At 68.6% G+C, this 22,081-nt stretch carries 21 protein-coding genes; 2 read left to right on the top strand and 19 right to left on the bottom strand.

Translation table 11 applies throughout. The features are described from left to right. Positions 1 to 21: 21 nt before the first annotated feature. From IAI54_RS24790 to IAI54_RS24755, 8 genes are all read right to left on the bottom strand, one after another. On the bottom strand, positions 22 to 855 hold the full coding sequence (locus IAI54_RS24790) for an alpha/beta fold hydrolase (RefSeq protein WP_187969719.1): 834 nt from the start codon (positions 853 to 855) through the stop codon (positions 22 to 24). Then, complete coding sequence (locus IAI54_RS24785) at positions 852 to 1,952, bottom strand: branched-chain amino acid ABC transporter permease (protein WP_187969718.1); 1,101 nt, start codon at positions 1,950 to 1,952, stop codon at positions 852 to 854. The genes IAI54_RS24790 and IAI54_RS24785 overlap by 4 nt, the downstream gene beginning before the upstream one ends. A 229-nt stretch (positions 1,953 to 2,181) precedes the next feature. Continuing rightward, the gene (locus IAI54_RS24780) at positions 2,182 to 3,168 is read right to left on the bottom strand and encodes a branched-chain amino acid ABC transporter permease (protein WP_187969717.1); all 987 of its coding nucleotides are present in this window, start codon (positions 3,166 to 3,168) and stop codon (positions 2,182 to 2,184) included. A gap of 239 nt (positions 3,169 to 3,407) precedes the next feature. Next, positions 3,408 to 4,130: an ABC transporter ATP-binding protein gene (locus IAI54_RS24775; protein WP_187969716.1), complete on the bottom strand. Its 723-nt coding sequence runs from the start codon at positions 4,128 to 4,130 to the stop codon at positions 3,408 to 3,410. Further along, positions 4,127 to 4,891 carry an ABC transporter ATP-binding protein gene (locus IAI54_RS24770; protein ID WP_187969715.1) on the bottom strand — a complete coding sequence of 255 codons (765 nt, stop codon included), beginning with the start codon at positions 4,889 to 4,891 and terminating at the stop codon, positions 4,127 to 4,129. The genes IAI54_RS24775 and IAI54_RS24770 overlap by 4 nt, the downstream gene beginning before the upstream one ends. A 144-nt stretch (positions 4,892 to 5,035) precedes the next feature. Next, the gene (locus tag IAI54_RS24765; protein ID WP_187969714.1) at positions 5,036 to 6,241 is read right to left on the bottom strand and encodes a substrate-binding domain-containing protein; all 1,206 of its coding nucleotides are present in this window, start codon (positions 6,239 to 6,241) and stop codon (positions 5,036 to 5,038) included. A 28-nt stretch (positions 6,242 to 6,269) separates the two neighbouring features. Beyond that, a complete protein-coding gene (locus IAI54_RS24760; protein ID WP_187969713.1) occupies positions 6,270 to 7,079 on the bottom strand; it encodes a 3-hydroxybutyrate dehydrogenase in 810 nt (269 codons plus the stop codon). Further along, positions 7,076 to 7,225, bottom strand: coding sequence for a hypothetical protein (locus tag IAI54_RS24755; protein WP_187969712.1), 150 nt, complete (start codon positions 7,223 to 7,225; stop codon positions 7,076 to 7,078). The genes IAI54_RS24760 and IAI54_RS24755 overlap by 4 nt, the downstream gene beginning before the upstream one ends. Before the next feature lie 114 nt (positions 7,226 to 7,339). Between IAI54_RS24755 and IAI54_RS24750 the strand changes: the two genes are divergently transcribed. Then, entirely contained in the window at positions 7,340 to 7,897 is a 558-nt protein-coding gene (locus IAI54_RS24750) for a PAS and helix-turn-helix domain-containing protein (protein ID WP_187969711.1), read from the top strand. 25 nt (positions 7,898 to 7,922) lie between these two features. Here the strand turns inward: IAI54_RS24750 and IAI54_RS24745 are convergent, their stop codons facing one another. The 11 genes from IAI54_RS24745 to IAI54_RS24695 form a co-directional block, all read right to left on the bottom strand. Beyond that, on the bottom strand, positions 7,923 to 8,672 hold the full coding sequence (locus IAI54_RS24745; RefSeq protein WP_187969710.1) for an SDR family NAD(P)-dependent oxidoreductase: 750 nt from the start codon (positions 8,670 to 8,672) through the stop codon (positions 7,923 to 7,925). 185 nt (positions 8,673 to 8,857) lie between these two features. Then, on the bottom strand, positions 8,858 to 11,056 hold the full coding sequence (locus IAI54_RS24740; RefSeq protein WP_187969709.1) for a transglycosylase domain-containing protein: 2,199 nt from the start codon (positions 11,054 to 11,056) through the stop codon (positions 8,858 to 8,860). Between the two features lie 217 nt (positions 11,057 to 11,273). Next, positions 11,274 to 12,830 (bottom strand): amidohydrolase family protein, encoded by a 1,557-nt coding sequence (locus IAI54_RS24735; RefSeq protein WP_187969708.1) that lies wholly within the window; start codon positions 12,828 to 12,830, stop codon positions 11,274 to 11,276. After that, entirely contained in the window at positions 12,827 to 13,768 is a 942-nt protein-coding gene (locus IAI54_RS24730; protein WP_187969707.1) for a nucleoside hydrolase, read from the bottom strand. Before IAI54_RS24730 ends, IAI54_RS24735 begins: the two co-directional genes overlap by 4 nt. 4 nt (positions 13,769 to 13,772) lie before the next feature. Further along, entirely contained in the window at positions 13,773 to 14,669 is an 897-nt protein-coding gene (locus IAI54_RS24725) for an ABC transporter permease (protein WP_187969706.1), read from the bottom strand. Then, a complete protein-coding gene (locus IAI54_RS24720; RefSeq protein ID WP_187969705.1) occupies positions 14,654 to 15,700 on the bottom strand; it encodes an ABC transporter permease in 1,047 nt (348 codons plus the stop codon). Before IAI54_RS24720 ends, IAI54_RS24725 begins: the two co-directional genes overlap by 16 nt. Then, positions 15,697 to 17,253, bottom strand: coding sequence for an ABC transporter ATP-binding protein (locus IAI54_RS24715; protein WP_187969704.1), 1,557 nt, complete (start codon positions 17,251 to 17,253; stop codon positions 15,697 to 15,699). The genes IAI54_RS24720 and IAI54_RS24715 overlap by 4 nt, the downstream gene beginning before the upstream one ends. 28 nt (positions 17,254 to 17,281) lie before the next feature. Further along, positions 17,282 to 18,349 carry a BMP family ABC transporter substrate-binding protein gene (locus tag IAI54_RS24710; protein ID WP_187969703.1) on the bottom strand — a complete coding sequence of 356 codons (1,068 nt, stop codon included), beginning with the start codon at positions 18,347 to 18,349 and terminating at the stop codon, positions 17,282 to 17,284. A gap of 70 nt (positions 18,350 to 18,419) precedes the next feature. Further along, positions 18,420 to 18,740, bottom strand: coding sequence for an NIPSNAP family protein (locus IAI54_RS24705; RefSeq protein WP_187969702.1), 321 nt, complete (start codon positions 18,738 to 18,740; stop codon positions 18,420 to 18,422). Continuing rightward, positions 18,737 to 20,377: a GMC family oxidoreductase gene (locus IAI54_RS24700; protein WP_187969701.1), complete on the bottom strand. Its 1,641-nt coding sequence runs from the start codon at positions 20,375 to 20,377 to the stop codon at positions 18,737 to 18,739. Before IAI54_RS24700 ends, IAI54_RS24705 begins: the two co-directional genes overlap by 4 nt. Positions 20,378 to 20,381: 4 nt before the next feature. Next, positions 20,382 to 21,230, bottom strand: coding sequence for a uracil-DNA glycosylase family protein (locus tag IAI54_RS24695; RefSeq protein WP_235679169.1), 849 nt, complete (start codon positions 21,228 to 21,230; stop codon positions 20,382 to 20,384). A 169-nt stretch (positions 21,231 to 21,399) separates the two neighbouring features. Here IAI54_RS24695 and IAI54_RS24690 point away from each other — a divergent pair, with 169 nt between their 5' ends. Next, positions 21,400 to 22,080, top strand: coding sequence for a TetR/AcrR family transcriptional regulator (locus IAI54_RS24690; protein WP_187969700.1), 681 nt, complete (start codon positions 21,400 to 21,402; stop codon positions 22,078 to 22,080). Position 22,081 lies beyond the last annotated feature (1 nt).

The raw sequence follows: 22,081 nt of genomic DNA, 5'->3' as shown, positions 1-22,081 counted from the left end.
CGAAACCGAACCGCGCCGCCGCTACCCCAGAAACTCCCGCAGCATCTTGATCTCGCCCGCGCTGGCCAGCGTCGGCGCATGGCCGCAGCCGGGCATCGTCACCAGCTTCGGTTTCGGGCCGCGGCGGGTCATCGCCTCGGCGGTCGAGGCGGAGAGCACGTCGGAAGCCTCGCCGCGCAGCAGCAGCGTCTTCGCCGTCACCGCGTCATACTTGTCCCAGACGTCGAGGTCGCCCTTGTGCAGGGTGAACTGGGTGACGATCAGCGGGTCGTAATGCACCGTCACCTTGCCGGCGTCGGTGCGACGCGCCGAGGTGTCGGCCATGCGGCGCCAGAAGGCCTCGCTGTTCTGCCCGAAGGGCGCATAGTTCGTCCGCAGCCAGCCCTCCAGCTCGGCCACCGTGTCGTAGACCGGCGGGTTGCCGACATAGGAGGCGATGCGGCCGGTACCGGCCTCGGGGATGTCGGGGCCGATGTCGTTGATGACGAGATGGGTGATGCGGTCCTTGAGCGCCCCGGCCGCCAGCGTCACGCCGAGCAGTCCGCCCATCGAGGTGCCGATCCAGCGCAGATCGCCGATGCCGTAGAAGTCGAGGATGGCGAGTGCGGTCTCCCCGAAGCTCGCATAGGAATAGTCGGCCCCGCCGGGGGCCGACCAGCTCGACAGGCCGCGCCCCAGCGTGTCGGGGCAGATCACGAAATAGCTGTCCGCAAGGGCTGCCGCCGCCTCGTCGAAATCGCGCCCCGTGCGCGCCAGGCCGTGCCACATCACCAGCGCCGGCCGGCCCCGCTCGCCCCATTCGGTGACGTGCATCTCGTGCCGCCCGGCGGGCACATAGGTCGAGCGCGGGATCATTTGTGGCTTCCCTTGTTCATGAGCGTGCCCGCGATGCCGGCGGGGAAGAAATAGACGAGCAGGATGAAGAGCACGCCGAGCCAGAGCAGCCAGCGGTCCGGATTGAGCAGGTCCGGCAGCAGCGGGATGCCGGCGGTGGCCTCGGCCGCCACCTCCATCAGGTCCTTCAGGTAGAACTGGGCGAGGCTCATCACCACGACGCCGATGACGGCGCCGACGATGGTGCCCATGCCGCCGATCACCACCATCAGCAGGATGTCGATCATGATGTGGAAGGACAGCGCCACTTCCGGCCCGGTGTATTTCAGCCAGACCGCGCGCACCACGCCGATCGTGGCCGCGATGACCGCCGCGATGCAGAAGATCGCGGTGCGGTAGGCGACCACCTTGTAGCCGATCGCCTCGGCCCGCATCTCGTTCTCGCGGATTGCCTCCAGCACCGTGCCCATCGGCGAGGCGACGATGCGCAGCATCAGGAGGAACAGCACGAGGCTCGACAGGAAGACGAAGTAATAGGCCGCCACCTTGCCGTTCAGCGCCACGTCGAACAGCCGCAGCACCTTGCCGTCGGCGTCCTCGAACAGCTTGAAGGCCGGAGAGAAGAGCCGCGGCGCCTGGTAGGTGAAGCCGTCCTCGCCGCCGGTGATGTCGGAGAGCTGGCTCGCCAGCACCAGCATCACGGAAGCCGCCGCCAGCGTCACCATGGCGAAAAAGATCGCCTTGACCCTGAGTGACAGGAGCCCGATCAGCACCGCCAGCACCAGCGCGGCGAGGATCCCCGCGCCGCCGCCGATCAGGATCGCATCCCAGCCCGGTCCCCAGGCCTTCAGCGCGATCGCCGCGCCGTAGGCGCCGAGGCCGAAGAACATCGTGTGGGCGAAGGAGACGATGCCGGTGTAGCCGATCAAAAGGTCGTAGCTCGCCACCAGCACGATGAAGATGCAGATCCGCGCCGCCACCTCTGCCGCCCGCACGTCGGTGAAGAGAAACGGCGCGAAGGCGAGGCAGAGTCCGATGGCGAAGACGATGCCGTAGACGGCGAGGCGCCCGGCGGGAACGCGGCGGGCGGGGGTGGAGGGGATGGAGGAAGCGGTCATCGGCGGACGTCCCCGGCACGCCGGCAGGCTGGTTTGCGACGCAAGCCACCACGGACGCCGTCATCCTCGGGCTTGTCCCGAGGATCTGCTGCCGCCCGAGCGAAGAGCGTCACCGGCTGCCACATACCGTCATCGACGCCGAGCCTCGATCGCGAAGCGAAGCAGATCCTCGGGACAAGCCCGAGGATGACGGCGGAGCTGGGGGTATCACACGCGCCATGCATCCCCATCACCCCTTCACCGCCGGCCGCAGCCCATAGGGCCGCCAGAGCAGCACCGCCATCATCAAGAGCATGTTGGAGGCCAGCGCCAGCTTGGGAAACAGGAAGGCGACGTAGTTGGTCATCAGCCCGACCAGGATGGCGCCGAGCAGCGAGCCCTGGATCGATCCCAGCCCGCCGATGATGACGACGATGAAGACGATGATCATCAGTTCCTGGCCGAGTGCCGGCGTGATCAGGCTCTGGTAGCCCGCCCACATCGCCCCGCCCATGGCCGCCAGCGCGGAACCCGCCATGAAGACGCCGATGAACAGCCGGTCGACGCGGAAGCCGAGCGATTCCACCATTTCGCGGTTCTCGACGCCGGCCCGGATCAGCAGACCGATGCGGGTGCGGTTGAGCGCGAGATACATGGCGACGTAGACCGCCAGACCGAGCAGCAGCGCGAAGATGCGATAGGCCTCGATCGCCACGTCGCCGATGATGATCGATCCGGTCAGGAAGGCCGGCCGCGCCACCGCCATCGGCGTGCCGCCCCAGATGGCGAGCAGCAGCTGTTCGGCCACGATCAGCGCGCCCATGGTGATCAGGATCTGGCGCAGATGGTCCCTGTAGACCGGCTTGACGATCACCCGCTCGAAGCCCCAGCCGGCCAGCGCCCCGAAGGCGGTCGCAGCCGCGATGGCGGCCATCAGCGCGGCGATGTTGAGAAGCACGCTGTCGGCCGCGAGCCAGACGCCGAGAGCGGCCAGCACCGAGGCGGCGATGAAGGCGCCGAAGGAGACGAAGGCCGAGTGGCCGAAATTCAGGACGTCCATCAGCCCGAAGATCAGCGACAGGCCCGACGCCATCAGGAAGATCATCATCCCCATCGCCAGGCCCGCCGCCGTCAGCGTCACCCAGGTCGAGGTGGAGCCGATGGCCGCGAAGGCGAGGATCGCGAGGATCACCGGCAGGGCATAGACGCCGCCGACGCGGTCGAGGGCGGCGTTCATGGACGGGCTCCGGGGTGGGTGCGCGCGCCTTCCTGGACGGTCGGTGCTCTATGGCGCCCCCCTCTGGCCTGCCGGCCATCTCCCCCACGAGGGGGGAGATCGGCAGCTTCGGCGCGCGATCTCCCCCTGCGCCGCTGGCGATGGGCCGAGACGGCGGCGACGGCCGATCTCCCCCCTCGTGGGGGAGATGCCGGCAGGCAGAGGGGGGCGCCGTAGAGCGCGACGGCCATGTCGATCTCCTACTGATGATCCGCCAGCGACAGGCTCAAGAGCCGCGTCTGCAGCGCTTCATCCGCCGCCAGCGCCGCCATGTCGCCGTGATGCACGATGCGGCCGTCGTCGATCACCGCCACGCCGCGGCCGAGCGAGCGGGCGAAGAGGAAGTTCTGCTCGACGAGCAGGATCGTCGTCTCCTGCGCGATCTCGCGGAAGGCGCCGATCATGGCGCGGATGATGGCGGGTGCCAGGCCCTTGGTCGGTTCGTCGATCAGGATCAGCTCGCGCCGCTCGACGATGGCGCGCGAGATGGCGAGCATCTGCTTCTGGCCGCCGGAAAGCCCGCTCGCCTGGCGGGTCCAGAACTTCTCCATCGCCGGGAACAGCGCGAAGATGCGCCCCAGCCGGTCGTCGTCGAAACGGCCGGTGGTGGAAGCGAGCCGCATGTTCTCCTCCACCGTCAGACCGCCGAAGATGCCCATGTTCTCGGGCACGTAGGCGATGCCGAGGCGGGCGATGTCGGGGGTGGGCATGGCCGTGATGTCGTGGTGGCGGAAGACGATCGCGCCCTTGCGCGCCCGCCACAGGCCCATGATGGTCCGGAGCGTCGTCGTCTTGCCTGCGCCGTTGCGGCCGAGCAGCACGTGGACGCCGCCCTCGGGCACGTTCAGCGAGATGCCGTGCAGGATGTGGTACTGGCCGATGTCGGTGTGGACGTCGTCGAGCCTCAGGATGGCGCCGCTCATGCGTCCTCCTCCGCGCCGACGCCGAGATAGATCTCGCGCACCGTGGGCAGCGCCATCACCTCGTCGGGGCGGCCGTCGGCGACCATCTCGCCATTGTGCAGAACGACGATCCGGTCGGCCAGCGCCCGCACCACGTCCATCTTGTGCTCGACCAGCAGGATCGTCTTCGACGCATCCTTCTTGATGCCGGCGATCAGGTCGAGGATCACCGGCGCCTCGTCCACCGACATGCCGGCGGTCGGCTCGTCGAACATGAAGACGTCCGGCTGCATGGCGATCAGCATGGCGACCTCCAGCTTGCGCTGGTCGCCATGCGGCAGCGCCGACGCCGGATAGGCAGAGACGTCGGCCAGGCGGGCGCGTTCGAGATGGCCCATCGCCTCGTCGCGGATGCCGGTCAGCGCCGCCGCACGCGACAGGGTCCGCGGCCCGGCGCCGCTGCGCGCCTGGACCACCAGCCGTACGTTCTCCAGCACCGAGAGCTTGGGAAAAAGATTGGTCAGCTGGAAGGCGCGGCCGATGCCCGCCTTCGCACGCGCCGAGGGAGACAGGCCGGTGATGTCGCGCCCGTCCTTGAACACCTTGCCCTCGCTCGGCCGCAACTGTCCCGAGACGAGGTTGAACCACGTCGTCTTGCCCGCCCCGTTCGGCCCGACGATCACCGTCAGCTCGCCCGGCCGGAAAGCGCAGGTCACCCGGTTCACCGCCACGTGGCCGCCGAAGCGGATGGTCAGGTTCTCGGTGCGGAGGGAGGGGGTCATGGGCGGAGCGGTTCGGTTTTTGTAGTGGAGGCAGTGGGCAGTGGGCAGTCGGGATCAGGCAGCGGCGAAGGACGACGAGGCCATCACGAAAGCCCCCGCCATTCCACCCCGACTGCCGACTGCCGACTGCCTACTCCCGCAACCTCACTGCTGGTTGTTCCGCCCCACCGGAATGTCCATCTCCTCCGGCTTGATCTCGCGCACCAGCTCCGGAACGGCCCAGTCGACGCCCTCCTTCACCGCAATCTTGAAGTGGTACATGGACTGCAGCGCCTGGTGGTCCTCCGGACGGAAGGTCATGGTGCCCTTCGGGGTCTCCCAGGACATGCCCTCCATGGTCTTGATCAGCGTCTCGGTCTCCCAGTCGTCGGCCGTCTCCAGCGCCTTGACGATGGCGAGAGCCGCGGCCATGCCGCCGGCGGTGAAGAAGTCGGGCGGCGAGCCGTACTTCTCCTGGTGCTTCTCGACCAGCCAGTCGTTGATCTCGTTCTTCGGGGCCTCGTAGTAGTAGTAGATGGCGCCTTCCATGCCCGGCACCTTCTTGTAGGACGCCATCGCCGGCAGGATGTTGCCGCCGGTGGAGAGCTCGATGCCGTAGCGGGCCGGGTCGGCGGCGGCCAGCGGCGTCATGGCGTCGATGCCGGCGACGTACATGACGATGACCTTGCGGCCTTCCTTGTCCTTCAGCGCGCCGAACAGACGCTCGATGGTGGCGGTGAAGTCGGTCGTCTGCTGCGGCACGTATTCCTCGGCGACGAGGTTGGCGCCGGTGCCCTCGAGCGCCTTCTTGAAGGCGGCGATGCCGTCGCGGCCGAAGGCATAGTCCTGCGCCAGGGTGGCGACGAAGAGCTTGTCGTCGGGCTGCAGCGCCAGCGCCTGCGCCTGCATGTCCATGGAGGAGTTGCGCGAGGTCTTGAAGACGTAGCGGTTGGAATCCGGGCCGGTGAGCGAATCCGCCACGGCGGGTTCGACGAGCAGGATCTTCTCGTATTCCGCGGCGATCGGCAGCATGGCGGTGGTGACGCCCGACGACGTGCCGCCGACGGCGATCAGCACCTCGTCGTCGCCATAGGCCTCGGCCAGCACCGAGCGGGCGACGTCGGGCTTGAACTGGGTGTCCTTCTCGATCACCTCGATCTTGCGGCCCTTGATCTCCATCGTGCCCTTGGTGGCGTATTCGAGGCCGAGGTTGAAGCCGGCGGTGGTCTGCTTGGAATAGGCTTCCAGCGGCGAGCCGGAAAGGCCGTGCACCAGCGCGATCTTGACCGGGTCCTCCTGCGTGAAGCCCGTCGAGAGGCCGCCTGCCGCGAGAACCGCAGCGATGGCGACCGTCGAGATCAGTCTCTTCATGTCGTCTCCTCCTTCTTGAGCGTGTCGTTCACTGGGCGGTCCAGCCGCCATCCACCGGGATCGCGGTCCCGGTGACGTTGTGGGCCGGTCTCTGGCAGAGCCAGACGGCAAGCGCGCCGATCTCGGCCGGATCCGACGTCCGACGGCTCGGCTGCTTCTCCGACAGCAGACTGGCGATGCCGGCGTCGCGATCGCCGCCATGGGCCGCGGCGCGGGCATCGACCTGCGGGCCGATGATCGCCGTCTCGGTCCAGCCGGGACAGATGCAGTTGACGGTGACGCCGCCCGTCTCGCGCGAGCCGCAGGCCGCATATTCGAGCGCGGCGACCTTGCTCAGCCCGACGAGGCCGAACTTGGACGCGACGTAGGGCGACTTGTCCCTGGAGGCGACCAGCCCGTGGACGGAAGCGATGTTGATCACCCGGCCGAAGCCGCGCTCGCCCATGCCGGGCATGGCGAGCCGCATGGTGTGGAAGGCGGCCGACAGGTTGACTGCCAGGATGTCGTTCCAGGTCGCCGCCGTCGCCTCGGACAGCGGTGCCGTGCGCTGGATGCCGGCATTGTTGACGAGCACGTCGACCGGTCCCCAGACGGCGGCGCGTGCCATCATGGCCTCGATCGCGTCGACGTCGCGCAGGTCGGCGTCGAGGAACACCGTGTCCGGCGCGCCGTCCGACCGCAGCTGCGCCTCGACGGCGGCGGCCTGCCCGGGCGCCGCCAGCCCGTGCACCGCGACGCGGGCGCCTTCGGCGGCCAGAGAACGCGCGATCGCGAGCCCGATGCCCTGCACGGAGCCGGTGACGAGCGCGGCCCGGCCGCTCAGCGTCGCTCCGCTCATCGTGCGGTCTCGCCGGACGCGGCCGCGACGGACGCCATGTGCGCGCGAACGGTGGCGTGGAAGCCCGACCATGCGGGCCCATCGGACAATGCGGTGCCACCGGGACGCGAGCCCGCGACGATGGCCAACCCCTCGGCCAGCTTCATGAAAGCAGTCCTCCCGCGCGCAAGGAATGTTTTCGAGGATTCTTGTGTTGCGATCCTGCGCGCCTTGGTACTATCCGTCCCGGGCACTTTCTCATCAATATCGTACAAATACGCATGGATGACCGGGACACGACGCTAGAGGCACTGGCCTTCGAACACGCTCCGGTCGGGATCGTGCTGACGGAGAACCGGATCATCAGGGCCTGCAACCTGACCTTCGCGCTGATCTTCCGCTACGACAGGGCGGAGCTGATCGACCAGTCCTTCGCCTTCCTCTATCCCACCTACGAGGAGTTCGAGCGGATCCGCGACGTCGGCGTCGAGCCGCTCCGACGTTCCAACGAGTATTCCGACGAACGCATCATGGCGCGCAAGGACGGGGCGCTGTTCTGGTGCCGCGTGCGCGGCCATTCCTTCACCCGCGACAATCCGCTGGCGCGGGCGGTGTGGTCCTTCGCCGACCTGTCGGCCTATCGGCCGGTGATGCAGCTCACCACGCGCGAGCGACAGATCGTGATGCATCTCGGGGAAGGCCGCACGAGCAAGGAGATCGCCCGCCTGCTCGACCTCTCGCCGCGCACGGTGGAAGCGCACCGCGCCCGCCTTCTCAAGAAATACTGCGCCAGCAACGTGGCCGAACTGCTCGCCTCGCTGTCGGGCATGCCCGGCTAAGCCGGCGGGGGCGATCGTCGCCCGCTCAGACGTGCTGGCCGCCATTGATGTGGATTTCGGAGCCGGAGACGTAGGAGGCCTGCGGGGAGCAGAGGAAATAGATGATGTCGGCCACCTCCGCCGTTTCGCCGAGCCGGCGCAGCGGAATGGCCTCGACGATCTTGTCGGTGCCGGGCGACAGGATGGCGGTGTCGATCTCGCCGGGCGCGATGGCGTTGACGCGGATGCCGTGCGGGCCGAAGTCGGCGGCCATCTCCCGCGTCAGCGAGCCGAGCGCGGCCTTCGACGTGGCATAGGCGGTGCCCGCGAAAGGGTGCACCCGGGTGCCGGCGATGGAGGTGACGTTGACGATCGAGCCGCGGGCGGCGGCAAGCTCCTTGAACAGGCCGCGCGCCAGCATGATCGGCGCGAAGAAGTTGACCTGGAACACGTCGCGCCACACGTGCATCGGCGTGTCGATCGAATTCATCCGGCCGCCCTCGGCGAGCTTCGGCGATATGCCCGCGTTGTTGACCAGCGCCTCCAGCCTGCCGCCGAGCGCCTGCAGCCGGTGGCGGATCTCGGAGACCGCCTGGCCGACGTCCTCCGGATCGGTAAGGTCGACGCGGATGTGGTCCTCCGCGCCCTGCGGCCAGGGACAATCCTCCGAAAAGGCCTGCCTGGAGCAGGTGATGACACGCCAGCCCTCGCGCGAGAAGCGCTTCACGGTCGCGTGGCCGATGCCGCGGCTCGCGCCCGTCAGCACGATGGTCTTGCGGGAATCTGGATTCGTCATGGGGGGGTCTCCGGCTGCCTATGTAGGCGCGCGGGACCGTCCTGGCGAGGGGCGGCGTCCGATCATGGGCCGGAAGGCGGGCTGAAGCATGTCTCCCGAACGTGGGCACCGGTTTCGGGCGACGGACATGCGTGAAAACGAAGGGCCGAAGCGTTCGGAGCGAAGCCGAACGTTCGCGGCACGCTTCAGCGTCCGAGGATGATGTCCATGATGGAGCCGCGCGGCCCCGAATCCTCCCCGACGTCCGCGCTCGGGCGCCGAATCGAGGCGGTGGTCTCGTCGCGCCGGATCGGCGCGCCCGAAATCGCCGGAGCCTCGTCCTCCGGCGAGCCGACGGGGAGCGACGGCCTGCGCACGGGCTCGTCGGCGGGCAGGGTGCGGCGCCAGCCGGCGCCGGGCAGCGCCACCACGGGCACGCCCTCATGCGCCGCCGTCATGAAGTCCTTCCAGGCCAGCGCCGGCAGGGAGCCGCCGGTCACGCCCTTCATCGGGGTCGCGTCGTCGTTTCCGAACCAGACCGCGGTGGTCAGATTCGCGGTGAAGCCGACGAACCAGGCGTCGCGCGCGTTCTGGCTGGTCCCCGTCTTGCCTGCGGCCGGCCAGCCGAAGTCGGCCTTGCGGGCGGTGCCGGTGCGGATCGTCTCGGCCATCATCGCATTCATCATGGCCACGATCTGCGGATTGATGACGCGCGGAATGCCGCCCTGCGGGTGCTCGTAGAGCACCTTGCCGGAGGCGGCACTCTTCACCCGCTGCACGAAATGCGTCTGCGGCCGGTAACCGCCATTGGCGAAGGGCACGTAGGCGGCCGTCAGCTCGAGCGGCGTCACCTCAGACGTGCCCAGCGCGATCGACGTGTTGGCAGCGAGCGGGGATTCGATGCCGAGCCGGTGCGCCACCTCCACCACCGCCTTCGGCCCCGCCTCCATGGCGAGCTGCGCGGCGACGGAATTGAGCGATTTCGACAGGGCGGCGGTCAGCGTCACCTCGCCGTAGTACTTGCCGTTGTAGTTTTCCGGCGTCCATTTGCCGATCCTGACCGGGGCGTCGTTGCGGATGCTCTCGGGCGTCCGGCCCTGCTCGAGGGCTGCGAGGAACACGAAGGGCTTGAAGGCCGAACCCGGCTGGCGGCGGGCTTCCGAGGCGCGATCGAACTGGCTGTTGGCATAGTCGGCGCCACCGATCATCGCACGCACCGCGCCCGAACCGTCGATCGACACCAGGGCGCCCTGGGTCACGGCGAGCTTCTCCCGGTTCTCGGCGATCAGCCTGCGGATCGAGGCCTCGCCGAGCTTCTGCAGCGTCAGGTCGATCGTCGTCTCCACCACCACGTCGCCGCGGACGTCGCCGATCAGGCCGGGCAGCTCCTCCATCACGCGGTCGGCGACGTAGTGCTCCGAACCGGTCCAGTAGGCGGCGGCGCGGGTGGCCGGGGCACTGATGGCGGCGGTCATCTCGCTGCCGCCGATCATGCCCTGCTCGGCCATGGCCGACAGGACCAGCTGCGCCCGCGCCTCGGCAGCCTTTGGATCGCGTGCCGGCGACAGCCGCGACGGCGCCTTCAGCAGGCCCGCCAGCAGCGCCGCCTCCGACAGGGTCACGTCACGTGCGGACTTGCCGAAATAGCGCCGCGAGGCGGCTTCGACGCCATAGGCGCCCGAGCCGAAATAGACGCGGTTGAGATACATCTCGAGAATCTGGGCCTTGGTGTGCTTCTGCTCCAGCCAGAGCGACAGAAGCACCTCCTGCACCTTGCGCTCGATCGTGCGGTCGGCGTTGAGGAACAGGTTCTTGGCCAGCTGCTGCGTCAGCGTCGACCCCCCCTGCACCAGCCGCCCCTCGAAGAGGTTCGCGGCCATGGCGCGCGCGAGCCCGATCGGGTCGACGCCGAAATGGGAGTAGAACCGCCGGTCCTCGATGGCGATGACGGCCTGCGGGATGTGCGGCGACATCTCGTGCAGTCCGATCGCCTCGCCGCCGGTCATGCCGCGGTTGGCGAGCAGCTGGCCGTCGGCCGAGACGATGCGCACGTTGGGGGGGCGGTCGGGTACGGACCAGGTGGTGGCCGACGGCATGCGCGCGCCGTAGAAGGCGATCATCACCGCGCCGGCGATGCCGATCCAGATCGAGGCCACCAGTGCCCAGTACGCACCGCCGCGCAGGAGACCGAAGACGGAGAAGCCGCTTCGGCGCGGCGCGCGCCTGCGGCCCGCGGCGGGCTTCCGCCCTGTGCCGCGGGAGGCCTTGCTGCCGCCCGGTGCCGCGCGTCGCCCCGGCTGGACGACGCGGTCCTCCTCGCTCGCCGTCAGGTCGCCCGCGCTGCGCGCCGGACGCGCATCATCGAAGCGCGGCTCGATCCGGACGTTCCTGTTGCGCTTGGCCATCGTGCTGCCTGTCGTCGGGGGCCTCGACCGGCCGTCCCCCTGGAGGCTAAAGATGGCGGTTTAAAGGGAGATTAATTTCAAGTGACTGATATCTTTAGGAAGCGTTAGCGTCTGGCGGTGCCACGAGCAGGCAGAAGACAAGACCGCTGCCGAAGCGTCGATCAAGCTCGGCGCCAGTGCATCCGCCGGACTGCCGTGGTCGTCGACCGGATGCGGATCAGGAACGACCGGCCGCCGGCTCTCCGAAAGACCAGTTCCGGTGGCGCAGCGCCGCGTCCCCGGCATACCGGTACACCCCGGAATGGCTGGCGGCCGAGCGCCGGTGTATCTCGGCGAAGTACGGCTCCAGCAGGGCATTGCGCTGCTCCACCAGCCCGTGGGCCTCCAGATAGGCAGGCACCCTGTCGCGGATCTCGGCGAACAGGGCGTCCTCGTCGAAGCGCGTCATGCGCCGATCGCGCATCACCACCTCGCCCGCCACGATCGCGGTCCGCACGTTCGAACCGTTGGCGGCATAGACGAGGTGCCGGGCGACGTCGTTCAGCGGCAGGAAGGCGCAGTCGTCGAGATCGATCAGGATCATGTCGGCGGCCTTGCCGGGTTCCAGCGAACCGCAGACGTCGTCGAGCATGGCGCTGCGCGCGCCGCCGAGAGTCGCCGCGCGCAGCAGTTCGGCCGCGGAGAGCCAGGTGCCGGCATCGGGCCCGCTGGCGCCGTGCAGGAGACCCGCGACCCGCATGACGTCGAAAATGCTCGCCGTGTCGTTGGACGAGACGCCGTCGGTGCCCAGCGCCAGGGTGACGCCGGCCTCGATCAGCCTTCGCACGGGTGCTACGCCTGCACCGAGCTTGAGGTTGGAGACCGCGTTGTGCACCACGCTGACGCCGGCCCTTCCCATCAGCGCCATGTCGGCATCGTCCACCCAGACGGAGTGGGCGATCGTGGTGTTGCGCCCCAGCACGCCGAGGTCGCCCATGTAGCGGACGAGGCTGCCGCCGTAGAGCTCCCGCCCTGTCACGGCCTGCGTCACGGTCTCCAGGACATGGCAGTGGAACGGCAGCCCGTGCGTTCGCGCCAGGTCGAAGCAGCCCGTCAGCAGATCGGGCGTGCAGCGCTGCGGGGCGGACGGCGCGATCTGGAAGTTCAGCCGGCCGGCGCGGCCGTGGAAGGCCGCGATGGCGGCCCGGCAGAAGTCGAGATAGGCCGGCGCGCCGATCATCGGCCCGAAGTCGATCAGCTGCCGGATGTCCGGGGGAAAGACGTCACCGGCGAAGGGCAGTGCCTCCAGCGTCGGGATGTTGATGACGTCGCTCGACACGGTGGCGCGGATCCCCGCGAGCTCGTAGGCGGAAAACACGATGCCGAGCCGGTCGAGGTCGTGCGCCGGCGGGTCGAAGAAGCAGTCGGTCATCGCGGTGACGCCGGCCTTCAGCGATTCCGTCGCCAGCAGCAGCGAGCGCATGTGCAGGAGCTCGCCGTCGATGACCGGCCCCATCAGCAGCGGGTAGGCGTAGAGCAGCCAGACTTCGAGCGGCATCTTCTCGTAGCGCCCGCGAAAGAAGGTCTCGCTGGAGTGCGTGTGCGCATTGACGAGGCCCGGCATGAGGAGCTTGCCCCGTCCGTCGATCACCTCCACCCCCGGTCCGGCCTCCAGCCCGACGCCGACGGCGGCGATACGGGTCCCCTCGACCAGCACGTCTCCCTGGAACGGCGTGGTCCCCCGGCGCGGATCCAGGGTCAGGATCATGGCGTCGCGAACGAGCAGGCCGCTCATGGCAGGCGTCCCAGGCATTCGAGGAGAAGCGAATAGTAGCGGTCGGGATCGCCGTCGCGCACCCAGAACGCGTTCTTCCGACGGTCGGTGATGCCCCACCAGTCCACGACGGTCATGCCCTGCGTCAGCGTGCCGGCCCGTTCGACCGACACGTTGACCTCCCGGCCCGAGAAGATGCCCGGGTCGAGCATGAAGGCCGGAACGCAGGGGCCATGCAGCGGCGCGCCGTCCCAGCCGTACTTCCGGAGGTCGAAGCTCTCGGAGAATTCGAGCATCTGCGCGGTCGCGATCCCGCAGCGATTGGCGAGCCCCCGCATCGCATCCAGCCGCTGTCGCGTCGACAGCATGCGATGGGTGACGTCCAGCGGCAGCAGCGTGGTCGGGATGCCGGCGCCGAGCACGATCTCGGCCGCCTCCGGATCGACGTAGACGTTGAATTCGGCGGAGGGGGTGATGTTGCCGACCTCGAAATAGGCTCCCGCCATCGCCACGATCTCCCGGATGCGCGGCGCGATGTCCGGCGCCTTGACCAGCGCCATGGCGAGGTTGGTGAGAGGCGAGAGGGAGCAGATCGTCACCGAGCCGGGCTCCGACGATCGTATCGTGTCCACGATGAAGTCGACCCCGTGCACTGTCGACGCGGCGATCCGCGGCTCCGTGAGGTCGGGACCGTCGAGGCCCGTCGGGCCGTGGACATGCACGGCCGTGACGAGATCGCGCGTCATCGGCCGCGGACATCCCGCAAAGACCGGGATGTCGGGCCGCCCGGCCAGTTCCAGCAGCTTCAGGCAGTTGGCGACGGTGTGGCGCAGGTCGATGTTGCCGGCGGTGGCGACGAGGCCCAGCACCTCGAAGGCGTCGGCCGCGCCGAGAATCATCAGGATCGCCGCCGCCTGGTCCTGGCCGGGATCGGTGAGGATGATCAGTTTTCGCTTCATCGGTTCAGTTGTCCCGCAGTTCGCCGAAGCCGCCGGCCGCCGCCTTGGCGCCGCCGCGCAGGCGCGCCGACAGCCAGACGCCGAACACCGTGGCGATGTAGGGCAGGCCGAGCAGCAGGTCGTGCGGGACCCGGTCGCCGAAGACGAGCTGGGCGCGGATGCCGAGTGCGCCGACGACGGCGAAGAACAATGCGGCACAGGTCGCCCACAGCGGGTGGCCGGCGCCGAAGATCACGGCGGCGAAGCCCATGAAACCCCGACCCGCGGTCATGTTCTGCGAGAATATCTGCAGGCTGCCGGCCGCGAGTTCGGCGCCCGCCAGCGCGCAGAGCACGCCGCCGATCATCAGGGCGGCGAGCCGCATGGCGGACGGGTTCACGCCGACGCTGCGGGCAGCGAAGGGATGTTCGCCCGAGGCGGAGAGCCTGAGGCCGAAGCGGCTGCGGCACAGAAGCAGCCAGCACAGGAAGACGGCGAGCGGCATCAAGAGCACGAGCACCGACAGCACCCCGTAGGCTCCGAATGCCGCACCGATGCGCGGCAGGCCGGCGGGAGCGCTGACCGCCGCCTGGCTTCCGAAGATCGACTGGATGGCGAGCGACGTGCCACCGAGGCCGAGGCCGGTCAGGCCGAGGCCGGCGATGATCTGGTTGGCCCTGAGCTTCTCCACCACGAACCAGAACAGGATCGAACCGACCACGCAGATCAGGACCGCGATGGACAGAGCCGTCCCCACGGAGCCGGTCAGCACCGTGCCGACCACGGTGGCGCAGGCGCCGGTGATCATCAGGCCTTCGAGGCCGAGATGCCAGATGCCCGCGCGCTGGGCGATCACGCCGGCGAGCGTCACGTAGACCAGCGGCGTTCCCGAACGCAGGATGGCGATTACGACGTCGTCCATGGTCGCCTCCAGACCTTCGTCACCGTATCGATGAAACGCGAGCGGGCCGTGATGAAGAGTGCGATCGCCGCGTTGATGATGTCGATGGCCGCCGAGGGCAGGCCGGCCATGACGGGGAGGTAGAGTGCCGCGGAAGCGAGGCCGCCGAAGAAGAAGGCGACGATCGCCGCCCCCGTGATCGACAGTCCGGCCACCAGCGCGATGAGGATGGCGGTGAAACCGTGAGCGGGCAGGAAGCCGCCGGCCAGTCTGCCGTTCGGCCCCATCAGTTCGATGGTGCCGGCGAGACCGGCGAGTGCGCCGCTGACGAGGAAGCTCGCAAGGCCGATCTTCCAGGTGCTGGCGCCCTGCCACCGGACCATGGTGGGGTTGCGTCCGCTGAGCCCCGACAGCACGCCGAAGGCGGTGCGGTTGACGAGCCACCACAGGGCGACGCCGACGAGGACGGCGATGCCGATGATGGTCGGCGAGACCCCGCTCGACGTGCTGATCCGATAGGCCGCCTCCAGCGGACGGCTCGACGCCTGCTGGCCGGAGCCGGAAGGATCCTTCAGGGGACCCGCCGTCACGTAGACGAGCAGCAGGCCGGCGAGGAAGTTGCCCATCAGCGTGGTGATCACCTCGTCGGCGCCCGACCGAAGCCGCAGGAGACCGGGCCAGAGCGCCCAGAGAGCGCCGCCCGTCATGCCTGCCGCGAAGCACAGCGGGATCACCATCGCGGCCGGATATCCGCGAAGCCATTCGGCGACGAAGGCCGCGCAGATGGCTCCGACGTAGAACTGGCCCTGCGCGCCGATGTTGAAGTAGCCGGCGCGGAAGGAGATGACCACGCCCGTGGCCGTGATGAAGAGCGGCAGCGCCCAGCGCAGCGCATGTTCCAGCGCGTTGCGGCGCAGGAAGGCGCCGTCGACGATGGACTGGAACATCTGCGGCGCGGAATAGCCCGCGAACTCGAAGATGACCCCGCACATGGCAAGCGCCAGCAGGATGAAGAGGATCGCGCGAACGATCGCGGCCAGGCTGTCGCTCATGCGCGTGCTCCCGTCATCGCCGCTCCGACACGTTCGAGATCGAAAGGCGGGCGGAACTCGGCGACGATGCGACCGGAGAGCATGACGACCACGCGGTCGGCAAGGTCGAAGATCTCGTCCAGATCGGACGACACGAAGATCACGCCGCATCCCCGCCCGCGCGCCTTGCGCAGCGCCTCCCACACGAAGGCGGTCGCGCCGATGTCGAGGCCGCGCGTTGGCTGCGCGGCGATGACCAGCCGTCCGGCTTCGTCCATCTCCCGCGACAGGATGACCTTCTGTGCGTTGCCGCCGGACAGCGAGCCTGCCGGCTGCCCGACATGGGCGTAGCGCACGTCCCAGGCATCGAGCGCGGTCTTGCAATCGCGCCGCAGGCCGGCCGGACTGATGGCGGAAAGGAGCGGCCGGGCGAGCAGCCTCCCGGCGGACCAGTTCTCCCAGAGGGGGCTCGTCAGGCTCAGACCCTCGACGTTGCGCTCGAACGGGATCACCCGAAGTCCTGCCTCGCGCCGCTCTGCCAGCGTGGCGCGCGAGACGTCGGCGCCGTCGAGTTCCACCGAACCGGCATCGACCTCCGCGAGGCCGCAGATGGCGCGCACCAGCGTGCGCTGGCCATTTCCTTCCACGCCGGCGATGCCGACGATCTCGCCCTGGCGGACCACGAGATCGACCGACTGCAGCGCCATGCCGTCCTCGTCCGGACGGGTATTCACGCTTTGCAGCCTTGCCACCGGCTGCCGCTCGGCCGCCGCGGCCTGGGCTTCGCCAGACGGAACCGCCGTGCCCGTCAACGCCGCGCGATCCTCGCCCGCGAGCGTCCGCGCGGACGATCCGATGATCATGGAGGCGAGCCTGTCGCCGTCCATTCCCTCCGTCGACAGCGGCCCGTCGACCAGCCGTCCGCCGCGCAGCACCGAAACCGTGTCGGCGACGGCCAGGACCTCCCGTATCTTGTGCAGGATGAGCAGCACGGTCACGCCCCGCTCCTTGAGCCTGCGGACGCGCTCGAACAGCTTGCTCGCTCCCTCGGGCGACAGGACCGCCGTCGGCTCGTCGAGAATGAGCAGACGGGCATCGCTCACCAGCGCGCGCGCGATCTCCACCGCCTGCTGCTGCTCCACCGTCAGCGTGCGGATCCGGGCCTGCGCCGAGACCTTGACGTCGAGAGCGTCGAGATGCGCCTGCCAGCGGCGCTCCAGCCTGCCGCGGGTGTAGAGCGTGCCGCCGGAGGCGCCGAACTGCATCGCTTCCGCCACCGTGAAGGATGGCGGAAGCGCGAAGCTCTGGTGGACGAGTTCGACGCCCGCCTGGCGGGCGTCGTTGACGCTGCCGCCCGCGAGCCGGGCGCCGCCGATCTCGACCGACCCCTTCTGCGCCCGGACGAGACCCGAGACGACACGGGCGAACGTGGTCTTGCCCGCGCCGTTCTGCCCGACGACGGCGTGGATCAGGCCGCGCCGGAAAGAGATCGAGACGTCATCGAGCGCCACCACGTCGCCGTAACGCACGGCGACGTCCTGGCAGGCGAGGATGATGTTGTCGTTTCCCTTCATCGTGGCATGCCCCGTCCGCCGCCCTCGCTCAGAGCGTCGTATTGAACGGCACCTTGATCGATCCGTCGAGGATGCCGGCCTTCGCCTTCTCGATCTCGGCCCAGGCCTCCTTCGACTTCGCGACCGTTTCCGCGTCCCCTTCCTGCTGGAAGAGCGGCGACAGGATGAAGTCGATCACGCCGGTGCCGAGGCCCGTGTTGACGTGGGAGCCGCCGGCCCAGCCGTCGCCGAGCGCCTTGGAGGTCTCGTTGTAGAGCGAGACGCCGAAGTCGAGGCCGACGATCGAGATCAGCGACTTCGGTCCGAGCTTGAACTGCGCCGGGTCGAGCGCGCTGACATGGCGGCCCGGGGCCTCGTTGGCTGCGGCGATGATGCCGAAATCGGTCGCGGCGGCGTCCGTCTGGATGTAGTCGATGCCGTCGGAGAACATCTGCGTGGCGATCTCCTGGCCCTTGGCGGGGTCCTGGAAGGAACCCGCGAAGGCCGCCGTCACGGTGGCGTCGGGGCGCACGGACAGCACGCCCGCCTTGAGCGCATTGAAGTCGGCGTTGAGCGGCGGGATCGAGATGCCGCCGATGAAGCCGATCTTGCCGGTCTTGCTGATGCGCCCGGCGAAGATGCCGGACAGGTAGCAGCCGAGATAGTAGTCGTAGGAGACCGTCACAACGTTCGGAATCGCCGGTTCGAACGGATCCCCGAACAGCTGGATCCATTTGGTATCCGGATAGGACGGCGCCACCGCCTTGAAGGGTTCGGCCACCTCGTTGAACGTCGACACCACCACCGCGGCGCCCGCGTCGCCCAGGGTCCGGAAGATCGTTTCGTAGGTCGCGGGGTCCTGCGCATAGATGGCGCGGTGCTCCAGCCCCTTCTCCTCGGACAGCTGCTTGAGCTTGGCGATCATGGAATCGACCGGTCCGGCATCGCCGGCCGCCTGCGTGTGGACGAGGGCGATCAGTCCGCCCTGCGCCTGCGCGACCGCCGCCGTCAGGGCGCCGGTCATGGTGATCGCGGCCGTTCCGGCCGCCGTCTTCAGGAAGGATCGGCGGTCGAAGGACGACCGCAGGAACGAGAGAGTGGTCTGCTTGCTGGTCATGTGTCTTTTCTCCTCTGGATGTTGCCGTTGGCCGGTCTTGTCGATGGGTTGCTCGGACTGCTGCGTTCGATCAGGCTCCAGGCGAAAACGAGGCCGGGTTCATGATCATCACGTTCTGGCTCTGGATCGCGTTCAGCGACCAGACGCCGGAAATGAAGGACTGCCATTCGGGATCGGCATACATGGCCGCGCGCCGCGCCTCGCGGTCGGCGAGGCTGTCGTAGCTCCAGATCAGCACGGTGGTGTGCAGCGCGCCGATCTCGCTGACGAAGAGACCGATGAAGCGACCGAGATGGCGCTTCTGGATCGGGAGCCCCTCGGTCTCGTATTTCCTCAGCCAGCCGTCGACCGTGCCGGGCCGGAAGGTGTAGGTGCGGTGCTCCACGATCATGCGCTGGTCTCCCCGAGGATGAAGTCCGACGCCCGCTCGCCGATCATGATGGCGGGCGCGTTGGTGTTGCCGCTGGAAATGATCGGCATGATCGAGGCGTCGGCGACGCGCAGTCCCTCGATGCCGCGCACCCTGAGCCGCGGGTCGACGACGGCCATCGCGTCGATGCCCATCTTGCAGGTGCCGACCGGGTGGAACGTCGTCATCGCCGTCGCCCGCAGCCACGTCTCCAGCTCGGCATCGCTGCCGACACCCGGGCCGGGAGCGAGTTCCTTGCCGCGGAAGGGGTCGAACGCCTTCTGGGCGATGATCTCGCGCGTCATGCGAATGCCGGAGATCATGGTGCGGAGGTCGAAGTCCGACTGAAGGTAATTGGCGCGGATACGCGGCTTTTCGGCGGGATCGGCCGACGCCAGCGTGATCTCGCCGCGGCTCTCCGGGTTCACCGGCCCGACCCTGAGCGTGAAGCCGTGGTCGGCCTCGATCGCGCGCCGGCGCCGGAACGGATTGGGGAAGTGCAGGTTCGCCGTCTTCTCCAGGGCCGGCATGAAATGCAGCTGGATGTCGGGCGCCAGCAGGTCCGGCCGCGACTTGAGGAAAGCCCCCGCCTCGTAGGGGAAGGTGGTGACGACGCCGGTTCCGAACAGCATCCCCTGCACGACCGACCAGACCAGCTTGTCGGCGCGCAGATCGCCATGCAGCGTGACCGGCTGCCGGCATTCCCAGGACATCACGCAGTCGACATGGTCCTGCAGGTTCTTGCCGACGCCCGGCAGGTCGTGGACCACCTCGATGCCGTGCGCGGCGAGTTGGTCCGCCGGTCCGATGCCCGACAGCATGAGGATCTGCGGCGAATTGACGGTGCCGCAGGCCAGCACGACCTCCCGCTCGGCCCGCACCTCGTGCACCGCCCCGCCCTTGCTATAGCGGACGCCCACGGCGCGGCCGTTCTCGATGAGCACGCGTTCGGTCAGCGCCTCGGTCTCGACCGACAGGTTCGGGCGCGACAGCACCGGGCGCAGGAACGCGAAGGAGGTGGACCAGCGCTTGCCGTCCCTGATGGTGAAGTCGAACTTGCCGACGCCGTCCTGCTCGGCCCCGTTGAAGTCGTCGTTGGCGGCGTGGCCCGCCTGCGTGCCCGCCTCGACGAAGACGTCGTGCAGCGGACTCGTGCTGCGGGCCCGGCAGACCGTGAGCTCGCCTTGCGAACCGTGGAAATCATCCCGGCGCTGGATGTGTCCCTCGGAGCGGCGGAACGCAGGCAGCACGTCCTCGTAGGACCAGCCCGGCGAGCCGAGCTGCGCCCAGCGATCGTAGTCGTGGCGATTGCCGCGCACGTAGATCATGCCGTTGATGGTGGAGGAGCCGCCCAGCACCTTGCCGCGCGGCCAGTAGAGCGACCGTCCGTCGAGGTGCGGCTCGGGCTCGGTGTGGTAGTGCCAGTTGTAGATCCCGGACTGGAAGAGCTTCCCCATCAGCATGGGGAGGCGAAACAGCGGATTGCGGTCGCGGCCGCCGGCCTCCAGCAGGAGCACCCGGTTGTTCCGGTCGGCCGAGAGCCGGTTGGCGAGCACGCAGCCGGCGGAGCCGGCGCCGACGATGATGTAGTCCCAGGTCTTTGTCTTCGTCTTCGTCATGGCGTCACCAGCCGATGGGCCGCAGGCCGGCAGCCGCCAGATGGCGGTTGCAGGCGACGAACGGGTTTTCGAGGGAGAACAGATCGTCGGCGAAGGCCGGATGGGGGCGCTGGAACGTCGCCTGCGGATCCCGCGGCGTGTCGAGGCCCGCGAGCCGCAGGTTCTCCGCGGCGGCGTCGCCGAAGCCGAGATAGACGATCGGCCGGCCGGATGCCGCGAGATGGCGCAGGACCGCCTGGATCAGCGGACGCCAGACCGGCAGGTGGCCGCGCGACTGGTGGGGATCGACCTCGACCCGGAAGCGCGAGAGGGTGAGCGAGGAGTTGAGCAGCAGCACGCCTTCCCTCACCCACCGGTCCGCGATCTCGCCCGGCGGCTCGATCCGCACCGAGCCGGCTTCGATCTCGCTCAAGAGTCCCGGCCAGTCGCCGAAGGAGCGCGCGAGTTCGGGACGCCCGGTCCGCGCGGCGCAGATCTGCTGCATGTAGGCGCGCACGCTTCTGGAAAACATCTTGTCGAGCTCCCGCCAGGCCGCGACGTTGCCTGCCTCGAAGGCGCGGCCGGTCGCGAAGCCCGGCTCCGGATAGGGATCCTGCCCGAGGACCACGCAGCGCACCGCGTCCGGATCGATGCCGTCGAAGGCGCGCAGCATGTGGGCCCCGGCGGGAGCGCCGGGAAACCCGCGCGCCCTGCGGGACGGGAAGATCGGCTCCCAGGCCTCGAAGTCGAGCGAGGGGTCGCATCCGTCGAAGCCGAGTTCCACCTGGCGAAGCACCGGGATCCACGACGCGGGAACGTCGTCCTGCCAGCCGGCGAGGACGTCACGCAGTGCATCGACCAATCTTGCAGCCATGTCCGCCGACGCTCCCCTCACGCTCCGCAATGAATCCAAAAGTTGACCAGAAAGTCAACTTCCTGGAACGCATTTCCTGACCGGAACGTCAGATTCTTGGGATAGGCCGGAGAAGGCCGTTGGAAGCGCGTCCGGCGGGATGTAAGACGGGGATCAAGGAGGATCAGGAATGGAGCAGAGCAGCGCGACGCCGAAGCGCAGGGCCACCAGGGCGCCGGAGGAGCGGATCCGCGCGCGCAACGAGGCCAGAATCCTGAAGGCCGCGGTCGAGCTGTTCGCGCGCAAGGGATTCGACGGGACGCGGATCGCGGAGATCGCCGAGGCGAGCGGCCTGCCCAAGGCGAACGTGTACTACTATTTCGAGACCAAGGAATCGATCTACGGCGTCCTGATCGAACGCCTGCTGCAGGGCTGGGATCAGGCGCTGGAGCACATCCGGGCAGACCGGGAGCCGAGCGAGGCGATCGCCGGCTACATCGCGGCGAAGCTCGACTACTCCCGGCGCCATCCGACCCAGTCGCGCTTCTTCGCCAACGAGATGATGCGCGGCGGCGGCTTCCTGTCGCGGGCGCAGCGCCGTCACATGCAGGACATCACCCGCGAGCGGGTGGAGGTGGTGGAAGACTGGATCCGGCAGGGGAAGTTGCGCCCGCTGGCGGCGAAGCACTTCTTCATCATGCTGTGGGCCTCGACGCAGTTCTACGCGGATTTCGCGGAGGTCGCCGCCATGACGCTCGAAAAGCCGAAGCTCCGGCCTGCCGACTACGTCGAAGCGCGCGACACGATCGTGAAGCTGATCCTGGACGGATGCCTTCCTGCGACGACGGATGCCGAGGCCGGCGGCCGATAGC

This window comes from Aquibium microcysteis, from assembly GCF_014495845.1.
GTDB lineage: Bacteria > Pseudomonadota > Alphaproteobacteria > Rhizobiales > Rhizobiaceae > Aquibium > Aquibium microcysteis.
Note: the sequence above shows the minus strand (reverse complement) of the source record. Positions and strands in the feature narration are given on the sequence as shown.